Below are 10,092 nucleotides of genomic sequence, written 5' to 3' on the forward strand. Positions count from 1 at the left end.
AAGTCCCATTTTTCAGTTCAATTTCGATATAATGTCTCTCTTCAGAGCTCAGGTGCTTAAAGGCCATCCGTGGCATCCTCTGTAGTGTTTAGTAGCTTTACAGAGTACACCTGAGTTCTGATTGAATTCAAAGGTGGCTCTGTAGCAACCCTGTGGTTACAGAGGTTATGCATTTATGATACGAATTCAGGTTTGATAACGCTTGTGCAATGTTGTAAAACACACGGGCAGCAAATGCAGGGTGGAACTTGTATGCATCCAAATGTGAAATGGCTTCTTCCGCACGACTACCAAAATGGTTCAGCCATGGCTGTATTTTTGTTTCATAGTGACGTTCTGAATAAGGGGTTGCCTGACATGGTTTTTCTGCAGGATTGAAATGCTTGTAATAAGCAGGCATTGCTATGCTCGGATCATTTGCAATGCGCCGAAACGCGAGGCAGGTGTTTTTGCATGACGACAATTCGTTATGAGAAAGGTATGAGAAAACCTTCAGAATCATTTCTTCTGGTAAATTCGTGAGCTCTCTCTGGCCAAAGTATGTTGCCGGTAATGGCTGATCCCCGTGATCTGCTGGATGTGAGGGCTTCATACATGGAAAGATAGAATGTAGATCTGTTTTCATTATTCAAATACCCGACAATACGAGTTAGCCTGGAATAATATCAGCAAGCAACGAGGGGAGGGCCTGACAGGCATGTCAGCATGCTAACAAAATTGATAGTTATTCGTTTCAGGTTTGCCTATAGAGCAACTGAAGCCCGGTTGATGTGACGTTTATTAGGATAGGGTAGATTCGCAATCAATTCACAATTTTTGGTCTTGTGGTTGCCTGAGCGATCAGCTCAATGGCCTTCCCATCTCTCAGCACCTGCATGGTCATGGACTGCCCCGGTGGAATCTGCGCTACCATATTCATCACCTTGCGACCGTCCCGGGTACTTTGCCCGTTAATACCGATCAGGATGTCTCCCCTGCGAATGCCCGCCAGATCCGCTGGCCCACCTTCATACACGCCAGTGATCAGAATACCAACTCTTGTACTGACACCATAGGCCTTTGCCAGTGATGCACTCAGAGATTGTGATTCGATACCCAGCCATCCACGTATAACCCGTCCATACTTAATGATGGACTCCATAACAAAGCGCGCCATGTTCGATGGAATAACAAAACCAACGCCTTCACTGCCACCGCCCCGGGAAAACAACAGGGTACTGATACCGACCAGATCGCCATAGGCGTTCACCAGCGCACCACCGGAATTGCCGATGTTAATGGCCGCATCGGTTTGAATGAAGTCTTCATAAATGTTCAGCTGTAGATCGTTTCGCCCAGTGGCACTGATGATGCCCATGGTCACGGTCTGACCAAGACCAAAAGGATTACCAATTGCCAGAACCACATCACCTATTTCAGCTTCACTGGAATCGGCGAGATGTAAATAAGGCAGATTCTTTAAACCGATTTTTAAGACGGCCAGATCGCTTTCCGGATCCGTGCCCACAAGCGTCGCCTGCACTTCACGGCCATCGATCAGGGTGATTAATAGTCGAGACGCATTTTGAATAACATGGTGATTGGTAAGAATATAGCCATCGGGACTGACGATAACCCCGGAACCTTCCGGTGCATCTCGTGAGGCACTTCTCTGGGGGAGAGGCAGGTTGCTGTCACCTCGTTCTGAAACACTGGTGGTGGATATGCTGACGACAGCAGGTGCTGCTCGTTTCACTGCATCGCCGTATGAAACCTGCCCGCTGAGGTTAAACAGGCGGGTAAACTGCTCTACGGTCTGATTTCTGGATCGTTCAGAAATGCCGGCAAGGTCAGGCACAACTAACAACACGATCAGCCCGGAAAAAAGCCCGATGGCGATGGGCAGGCCAACGGATTTAAGCAGTTTTTTCATTCATAGCCCCGTGGCTGGTTATACTGTCGTAAATAATCAATATACATCTATGAAGGGATGGAGAGAACCGATGGCCCTGACATTAAAAGATATGGTCGCCTTGCTGGATCAGGAATTGCAACCGGGGCAGTTCAAAGACTACTGCCCGAATGGCATTCAGGTTGATGCATCGGTATCGCCTGATGCACCCATTAAAAAAATTGTGACCGGTGTAACGGCCTGTCAGGCGTTGATTGATAAAGCCATTGAATTAAAAGCGGATGCCCTGTTGGTTCATCACGGTTATTTCTGGCGAGGTGAAGAGTCGGTGATTACCGGTATTAAACGGCGTCGTATTGAATCACTGCTGGCCAATAATATTAGCCTTGTCGCTTATCATCTGCCATTGGATGCTCACCCGGTCATGGGGAATAATGCAGAACTTGCTCGTTTAATGGATTGGACGTCAGCTGGAGGGATGGAGCCTGGAGCAAAGCTGCCCGTGGGAAATTGGGGCACCACCCGCAGCGAACTATCACTGGCCAGCCTCGGTCAGGAGATAACAGATAAACTGGACCGCAAGCCGCTGCTGATTTCAGGTGGTAATCACGCCATAAAAACCATCGCCTGGTGCACCGGTGCTGCTCAAAACATGATCGATAAGGCCTTAGCTCTGGGCGTAGATGCATTTGTCAGTGGTGAGATTTCTGAATCCACCGTTCACTTTGCCCGGGAAAATGGTATCCACTATATCAGTGCTGGCCATCACGCTACTGAGCGTTACGGAGTTCAGGCGTTAGCGAGATGGTTGCACGATGAAACCAGTATTGAACATACATTCGTGGATATTGATTCTCCGGTATAACATGTGAAAAAACGCTCATATTTGTTCTGATTGCGTGGGTAAAACTACCTATTTTGTTGGTTTCTGAGCAGTGAATAAAACATTGTCGTAAATCAATTTGAGCAAAAAATAACTGGCATACACTCCCCTCGTCTTTTTGATTCCTTTTGTTTCTGTGAAGAAAAACAGCAGAGGCAGAAGGGTTTTTACTTGCGTGGGCAGTTCTGAAGAACTGTGGGGAGAAGTAATATGATCTGGCTGCAATTAGCCATCGTTATTCTGTGCATACTGGTGGGTGCACGCATTGGTGGTATTGGTCTTGGTTTGATGGGAGGCGTCGGTCTTGCCATTCTGTCCTTTCTGTTTGGTATCCAACCAACCGCGCCGCCGATTGACGTTATGTTGATGATTCTGTCGGTAGTGACTGCAGCAGCCTGTATGCAGGCGGCGGGTGGTATGGACTATCTGGTTCAGATCGCTGAGAAAATCCTTCGTAAAAATCCAAAGCGGATTACCTTTATTGCGCCAGCGGTTACCTATTTCTTCACCATGTTTGCCGGTACTGGCCACGTTGCCTACTCTGTGCTGCCAGTGATTGCAGAAGTTTCCCGTCGTACCGGTGTTCGTCCTGAACGCCCAATGTCCATGGCGGTTATTGCTTCTCAGGTGGCGATTGTGGCTAGCCCGATTGCTGCGGCGACTGTTGCCATGCTGACTATTTTGTCCACCAAGTACGATGTAACTCTTGGGCAAATTCTGGGAACCACGATTCCTGCGACCATGGTCGGCTTATTTATTGCCGCTCTGGTAACCAACAAGCTGGGTAAAGAGCTGAAGGATGATCCAGAATACCAGCGTCGTCTACAAGATCCTGAATTCCGTCGTAAGATGGAAGAAACCACCACGGTATCGGTTTCTGAGTTGAAGCCCGGTGCAAAAATCTCCGTTCTTCTGTTCCTGCTGGGTGCGGTAATGGTGGTGATCATGGGTGCAATTCCTGCCCTGCGTCCTCACTTCAACGGTTCTGCCATGGGCATGGCGCATACCATTGAAATCATCATGCTGACGGTTGCTGCATTGATGGTATTTGTCGGCAAGGCAGATGTGGGGGAAGCCAGCCGTGGTGATGTGTTCACTGCCGGTATGCGTGCCATTATTGCGATCTTTGGTATTGCCTGGCTGGGTGACAGTTTCTTCGGTGCCCACGATGCACTGTTGAAAGGCAGCATTACTGATTTAGTTCACTCCGCTCCATGGGCGTTTGCTATTGCACTGTTTGTACTGTCCGTCATGGTGAACAGTCAGGGTGCAACAACGTCTACTCTGATGCCATTGGGTGTTGCCCTGGGGCTGCCAGCTGCTTCTCTGGTTGCTATGTTCCCGGCAGTAAACGGCTACTTCTTTGTACCGAACTACGGCCCGATTATCGCTTCTCTGGATTTTGACAGCACAGGAACCACCAAAATCGGTAAGTATGTGTTCAACCACAGCTTTATGATTCCGGGGCTGATTGCCATTATTGCTTCTGTTGCGGCGGGCTTTGTATTCGGTAGCATCATGCTCTGACCACAGAATCGCTGTTTAAAAAAAGCTTATCACCGAGGGTGGTAAGCTTTTTTTGTATCAACAGACGCTGAGGATGATAAGTTATACCAATGTCGCTTTTAAATTATGGAGCGAGCAAGTTATTTTGGGTGACTGGGCAAGGCGAAGAGACGAGTCATAGCCGTAGCTATGGCGAGGAACTTCAACGCAGATCCAGTCGGTCAAAATGGCTGCGCAGCCCATAATTTAAAAGCAGAATTGGTATTACACTGATTGCCAAGCAGATTGATCAGATGATCAAGAACTCCCTTTTATAGAGCTGACCAGCTCCACTTTGTTAGAGCGCTTTAGTTCTGCTTCAGCCAATAATTCTTCCGTTGCCTTTAGGCTGCCTTCACTATCATTTTCATCAGGTTTATTATCATTTCCTTGTCGTATAGGTTGCATCTGTTCGTTAGTGAATTCCTGAATGGCTTTAGTACTGGTCAATAGATCTGTGGTCAACTGTTTCAACTGTTCTGTGAATTTTGTATCGGATTCCAGTGTCGTTCTGTTGAGGTCGTCCAGGTGGTAATTGACATCGGTATGCAGAGACTCCACTCGACGTGTTTGCACTTTGTGATAATTGCACAACTGCTCGATCATCAGTGATTCAAAATCGGTGATGAGCTTGTTCAGCGTGCTGAACTTGCCAGAGTTGAGCTCTTGCCAGGACTCTCCCTGCTCATGTTGATTTTTCGCAAGGGAATCCAGCTGTTCAATCAGAGTTTTACGGGTGCCAGAGAGTGCTTCTGTAATGGTTTGAAGGTTGCTATTCAGTAACGTTTGCAGTTGTTCTGCTTGTGTCTCCTGATTGCTCATGAGCCGCTCTAGTGGTTTGGTCACCAGGAAGGTAATGCCACTGATGGTTTCTTCAGCAGATTGGAATTGCTCTGTGATTTGTGACTGTAACGCAGAGGCTCTCTCAGATTGTTCGTGGCCGCTCGTCGTTAATTGCTCCAGCAGCTTCTCTTCAGTGTGCAATGTCGTTTGTTTGATGTCATTCAATTGACCATCAAGTTGTCCTTGAATCGTCTCGAATTTGTGTGTGCTCTCATCATTGTGAGTGGCTAGCAGGCTCTCAATATCCGATAGCTGTTTATCCGCCCTTGCCGACAGTTTCTGATCGATGCTTTCAAGTTGCTCTCTTTGTTGAGAGGCTGATTCAAGAGCCGTTGTGCTGATTTTGCCAATACCTACAGATAAGGTTTCCTGAATGGTGTCTGCAGCAGCAGTTTGCTCTTTGCCAACGTAGCGGATGTGGTCAACAACGGTTACTTCTGACTTGATTAATTTTTCCTGAAGGCTATCAAGCTGAGCTTTGGCGGACTTGTCAAAAGCATAAAGTGCATCAAAGGTCGACCCACTGTCGTTTTCCAGCTTATCAAGTTTTTCCAGAACCGTTTTTTCGAGTTGAGTTGTCGATTGGGTGATGCCATCTGCAAGATGATCCAGCTTATTGAGGATGTACTGAGAGCGTTTTTCCTGAGAGAGCTGTTGTTCAGCAATGGCTTTGGTCAGCAGAGCTACGATGTCATCCTTGGCTCTATTGATCTTCTGGGTGTTGTCTTCGCTGATACTGTCCAGCTGCCCCTGAATGGCCTGCGCCCGGGTTTGATCGGCACTTTTTAACATCATCATTGAGCTGGCGAACGATTTCTTGTGCTCGGAAATCAGATGCTCAAAATAGGATTTTGTGTCGTTGAACTGCTCATGTGTATCATCACTTCTGAATGAGAACTGAGCACTGATCGCTTCTGCCTGGCTGAGTTGCAGATCTTTTTGATGACGGCTTTGACGAATCAGATAGGCCGAAACAATCAGGTTGAGGACACATAGGGCCAGTGTCGCAAGTGTGATCTGGAAAAATGTGTGTTCCATTGTGTGCGCTTTTTAGTCAGACGTTGGCGGAATATAAGGACGGCGGAGCCATTCTCTGCTGCCATTAATCATGCCATGATGAGAGGGTTTTATTTACTTATATGAGCGACATTTATCGTTTATTGGGATGCAGGTAACAGTTTAGGCAGGTTAGGTGACGCAGCGGTTATTAGCTTTTTATTGTTGCGGCGTCTAATGAAAAAAGGGCGCATTGGCTTTATTAGTCTTTCGTAAGGTTAAAACCACCGGCTTTAGCCGGTCAGCTTTAGCTATGATATTTTGTCGCAGTTATCTGGATGTAGAGGTTCTGCGATGGACTACAGGTATGGCAGTCACACAGTATTTAATATTCAGTACCACTTTGTGTTTGTCACGAAGTACCGGTATCAGGTGCTCAAGGGAGATGTTGGCTTAAGAGCCAGGGAGCTGATAAGAGAAACGTGCCAGGCATTTGAGATRGAGATTCTTAAGGGAGTGATTAGTAAGGATCATGTACATCTGTTTGTGTCAGCGCCTCCGAATATGGCTCCGAGTGAAATAATGAGGAGGGTCAAAGRAAGGTCGTCTACAAGATTGTTTGAAAGTTTCCCTGATTTGAAGAAGCGATACTGGGGAAGGCATTTTTGGGCAAGAGGCTATTTTTGTGTCACATCGGGAAAGGTGACTGAAGAGATGATCAAGGAGTATCTGGATCATCATTTTGAGCCCAAAGTAGATGATAGCTTCAGGACTGAATACTAACCCGGATATTTCATAAAACCAAGCAGGTTCCGGCCAATCACTTGATATGATTGGGTCGACAAAAAGAAAGCTTCGGAAGAAGCAAACCGGAACCTGCCATGGCCAAACATACACAAGAAACCCTTTGTTKTCACCCTGTGAACGGTAAAACAGTGCGAGCTGATTTTAACGGTGGAGAACTGTCCTCTGATTTCGGAGCTTTGCTGTTAAGAGAGACGGCAACCCACAGTGGGCTAATTCCCAGATTAGTCAACGCAATACAGGATAAAAGACACCAATCCTATATCGATCACTCCATGCAAGATCTCTTGATGCAGAGAGTGCTGCAAATGGCTTGTGGCTATCAAGATGCCAATGACAGCAATCATTTGCGCAAAGACCCTATGTTCAAGCTGGCAGTCGGTCGTAGCCCTCTGAGTGCTGAAGCTCATCTGGCCTCTGCTCCAACCTATACACGACTTGGGAAAGACTTATCCCGCAGGGACATTCACAGCCTGGCTTACGCATTCGCAGAGCATTTTATCAACAGCTATAAAAAGCCACCAAAGCTGGCGATTATCGACCTTGATCACACGGCGTCCCTGACCCACGGCGCTGGGTGAAATTAAATGTGCTCACCAGAGCCTTTTCATCCCCAAAAAACCAAGATTTGAACAATACTGTATGAGTATTTCTCAGCGGTTAGATCAATATGTCCTCGCCTGTTTCTCTTGCTGATAGACTTGCTGCCCACCCGATACTTGAACGTAGAGTGTCTGCCCTATTAGATATCGTTGAAGCTGAGTCTGGACAGCTCGATCGTGCCAGTGATGCTGAGGAGACCGTCATACAGAACCTCCGTAGTATGGGTAACGAGCTTCTTACTGATTGGGGTGCCTGCAAAGAAAATCAGAAGTTTTCTGAGGCCTGCCTGAAACACCCCGACAGTAAAGTTCGAAAAAAAACACTCATTGGTTCAGCACTTACGGAAAAATAGGCGTCGTTGAGCGCTGTCCAACGATCGATCAACATCGATTCAGACCCTTTAGCCATGCTGCCCAGGTTCACTGCAGAGACTATTCTCTCACTATTCAACGCAAAATTGTCGACTTTGCTGCTGACTGCTCTTTCCAGGCAGCCTCTAAGAAAATGCACGAACATTACGGTATAGATATTCCTGAGTCGTCTGTACGTGCTATTACGCTTGAACATGCCAGTTGCATGCAAGAGGAAACCTTCATTCCCGAACAGAATTCTCAGGACTTCACCGGTGAAGCTGAGCAGTTTGTGGGCGAAATGGATGGCAGTATGATTCCTGTTGTTCTATTTAATGACGTAGAAGACGGAGACAAACGAAAAACGCGTAAAACGGAATGGCAAGAAGCCAAGCTTTGTCAGGTCTATAAGCTCGGCAGCAATGATAAGCGTCATCTGGCTACTATGAAAGGCCCTAATAAGGCCGGTGATCAGTGGTTAAACTGTGCTTTAGCACAAGGCTTTAATCCGAAGTCGTCTATTCACTGCGTAAGTGATGGAGCTACCTGGATTGCCAGCCAGGCAAAAAGGGTGTTTGGAAACCAAGGGAGCTACCTTGTCGACTATTACCATCTCTCTGAGTACTTTGCTGATGCAGCAGAAGAGTGCGTGGGCTATAAAAAGGCGGCTCGTATCGAGTGGCGGCATTGCCAACAGGAACGGATGAAGTCAGGAGATGTGAGTGCAGTCATAGCAGAGCTTGATCAGCATAGAAATGGAAAGAAGGGCAAGGCCGCGAATAAGTCTGAGGAATGCCATCGATACATCAGAAACCGTCCAGGTCAGTTTGAATATGCGGCAGCGAGAGCGGTAAACCTTCCCATCGGTTCTGGTGAAATAGAGAGTGCGAACAGTTCAATAGTGCAAATGCGACTCAAGATACCCGGCGCCTGGTGGAAACCCGAGAACGCTGAAGCAATGCTTGGCTTAAGAACATTACGAGCTAACGGTGAATGGGATCAGTACTGGGAGCGCTTAGGGTAACCGGTGAAAGGACACTTTTAATTTCACCCCACGGCGCTCAACAGTACAGCCTGTTCAACACCAAATACGGGAACACCTGCTACTTGCCACTGATGATTTTTGAAGGTCTGAGCGGAAAGCTCATCACCGCGATACTTCATCCGGGTAAAACACCCTCTGGTCAAGAGAATGCCGCTATTGTTAAACGACTCTTGGCGTTAATCAGGCAGTCATGGCCGAAAACACACCTTATCATCCGGGGTGACAGCCACTTTGCTCAGCCAGAGCTAATGCAGGTTGTAGAACAGGATAAAGCTGCTGATTATGTGTTGGGCAAAGGCGCAGGCCATCCAACAGCCTTACGGCCTCAATCGGATGAGAGCATGGCTGAAGCTCGTCGCTGCCTGCAGGAACGCACGGCTAACGCACGATCGAATGATTTGGCAATACCTTACCGTGTTCGTATATATGGTGAGGCAAACTATCAGGCAAAGAGTTGGAAAGGACTGAATACACGTGTCATCTATAAAGCTGAAGTCAATCAGATGGGTGACAATCCTCGTTTTGTGGTGACATCCATAACAAACGCTTCAGCACAATGCATTTATGAACAGTTCTATTGTCCGAGGGGGCAGGATGAAAACTACATCAAACATCTGAAAAATGACCTGTCGTGTGATCGAACATCGGATATGAGTTTTCGGGCGAATGCGTTACGCATGTATTACGCATGCGCTGCCTATGTTTTGCATTATGAAATGAGAGCCATTGCGTTGAAGGGTACTGAGTTAGAGAAGGCACAGCCTTCAACAGTGATTGCCAAATTGTTCAAAATTGCTGTTAAGGTGGTGGAGTACAAAGATCGTGTGAAGTTACACCTGCCCAGCAGTAACCCAATGAAAGAGGTGCTGCAGCGAATTACAGAAACGTTTACTGCCCTGCCGTTCCCCAAACCGGGGTAACAGACACAACACTTTGAATAAAAGGCACGAAATTGAATCAGCAAAACAAGCTGAGGGTTCGTCATGCCAAATACTCGGAAAATCGATTATTTTATAGCGGTAAAAAGGTGCAGTTAAGCATGACCGAAAGGCAGAAGAGTTTGTTGCTATGCTCTGCAAGGATTTGTTTGTTCAAAAAAAACATCACTTCTTCTGGCTTAGCAGCATTTATG

At 47.1% G+C, this 10,092-nt stretch carries 10 protein-coding genes; 7 read left to right on the plus strand and 3 right to left on the minus strand.

What is annotated here, in order from left to right; genetic code table 11:
- Positions 1-127 precede the first annotated feature (127 nt).
- The gene (locus AKL11_RS10190; RefSeq protein ID WP_157673500.1) at positions 128-592 is read right to left on the minus strand and encodes an F-box protein; all 465 of its coding nucleotides are present in this window, start codon (positions 590-592) and stop codon (positions 128-130) included.
- Positions 593-802: 210 nt separating this feature from the next.
- Positions 803-1,912, minus strand: coding sequence for a S1C family serine protease (locus tag AKL11_RS10195; RefSeq protein WP_067517005.1), 1,110 nt, complete (start codon positions 1,910-1,912; stop codon positions 803-805).
- Positions 1,913-1,982: 70 nt separating this feature from the next.
- Here AKL11_RS10195 and AKL11_RS10200 point away from each other — a divergent pair, with 70 nt between their 5' ends.
- Positions 1,983-2,756: a Nif3-like dinuclear metal center hexameric protein gene (locus AKL11_RS10200; RefSeq protein WP_067517007.1), complete on the plus strand. Its 774-nt coding sequence runs from the start codon at positions 1,983-1,985 to the stop codon at positions 2,754-2,756.
- A 228-nt stretch (positions 2,757-2,984) separates the two neighbouring features.
- A complete protein-coding gene (locus tag AKL11_RS10210) occupies positions 2,985-4,301 on the plus strand; it encodes an anaerobic C4-dicarboxylate transporter family protein (RefSeq protein ID WP_067517011.1) in 1,317 nt (438 codons plus the stop codon).
- 276 nt (positions 4,302-4,577) lie between these two features.
- On the opposite strand, the gene AKL11_RS10215 is transcribed toward AKL11_RS10210, so the two are convergent.
- Positions 4,578-6,200, minus strand: coding sequence for a hypothetical protein (locus tag AKL11_RS10215; RefSeq protein ID WP_067517013.1), 1,623 nt, complete (start codon positions 6,198-6,200; stop codon positions 4,578-4,580).
- A gap of 312 nt (positions 6,201-6,512) precedes the next feature.
- Between AKL11_RS10215 and tnpA the strand changes: the two genes are divergently transcribed.
- The 5 genes from tnpA to AKL11_RS10240 all read left to right on the plus strand — a co-directional run bounded on the left by tnpA (position 6,513) and on the right by AKL11_RS10240 (position 9,880).
- Complete coding sequence (tnpA, locus tag AKL11_RS10220; RefSeq protein ID WP_067517014.1) at positions 6,513-6,941, plus strand: IS200/IS605 family transposase; 429 nt, start codon at positions 6,513-6,515, stop codon at positions 6,939-6,941.
- 98 nt (positions 6,942-7,039) lie between these two features.
- Positions 7,040-7,543 carry a transposase gene (locus AKL11_RS10225; RefSeq protein ID WP_157673501.1) on the plus strand — a complete coding sequence of 168 codons (504 nt, stop codon included), beginning with the start codon at positions 7,040-7,042 and terminating at the stop codon, positions 7,541-7,543.
- 89 nt (positions 7,544-7,632) lie between these two features.
- Positions 7,633-7,917, plus strand: coding sequence for a hypothetical protein (locus AKL11_RS10230; RefSeq protein WP_067517018.1), 285 nt, complete (start codon positions 7,633-7,635; stop codon positions 7,915-7,917).
- Positions 7,918-8,021: 104 nt separating this feature from the next.
- Positions 8,022-8,939 carry a UPF0236 family transposase-like protein gene (locus AKL11_RS10235; protein ID WP_301335669.1) on the plus strand — a complete coding sequence of 306 codons (918 nt, stop codon included), beginning with the start codon at positions 8,022-8,024 and terminating at the stop codon, positions 8,937-8,939.
- Positions 8,909-9,880, plus strand: a complete 972-nt coding sequence (locus AKL11_RS10240; RefSeq protein WP_095210298.1) for an IS1380 family transposase — start codon at positions 8,909-8,911, stop codon at positions 9,878-9,880. The genes AKL11_RS10235 and AKL11_RS10240 overlap by 31 nt, the downstream gene beginning before the upstream one ends.
- Positions 9,881-10,092 lie beyond the last annotated feature (212 nt).

Origin of the sequence: Endozoicomonas ascidiicola, assembly GCF_001646945.1 — a bacterium.
Lineage (GTDB): Bacteria > Pseudomonadota > Gammaproteobacteria > Pseudomonadales > Endozoicomonadaceae > Endozoicomonas > Endozoicomonas ascidiicola.

Excerpts from the sequence above, each read along its gene's own strand:
- AKL11_RS10190 (WP_157673500.1), bottom strand. The coding sequence starts at position 592 with ATGAAGCCCTCACATCCAGCAGATCACGGGGATCAGCCATTACCGGCA.
- AKL11_RS10195 (WP_067517005.1), bottom strand. The coding sequence starts at position 1,912 with ATGAAAAAACTGCTTAAATCCGTTGGCCTGCCCATCGCCATCGGGCTT.
- AKL11_RS10200 (WP_067517007.1), top strand. The coding sequence starts at position 1,983 with ATGGCCCTGACATTAAAAGATATGGTCGCCTTGCTGGATCAGGAATTG.
- AKL11_RS10210 (WP_067517011.1), top strand. The coding sequence starts at position 2,985 with ATGATCTGGCTGCAATTAGCCATCGTTATTCTGTGCATACTGGTGGGT.
- AKL11_RS10215 (WP_067517013.1), bottom strand. The coding sequence starts at position 6,200 with ATGGAACACACATTTTTCCAGATCACACTTGCGACACTGGCCCTATGT.
- AKL11_RS10230 (WP_067517018.1), top strand. The coding sequence starts at position 7,633 with ATGTCCTCGCCTGTTTCTCTTGCTGATAGACTTGCTGCCCACCCGATA.
- AKL11_RS10240 (WP_095210298.1), top strand. The coding sequence starts at position 8,909 with ATGGGATCAGTACTGGGAGCGCTTAGGGTAACCGGTGAAAGGACACTT.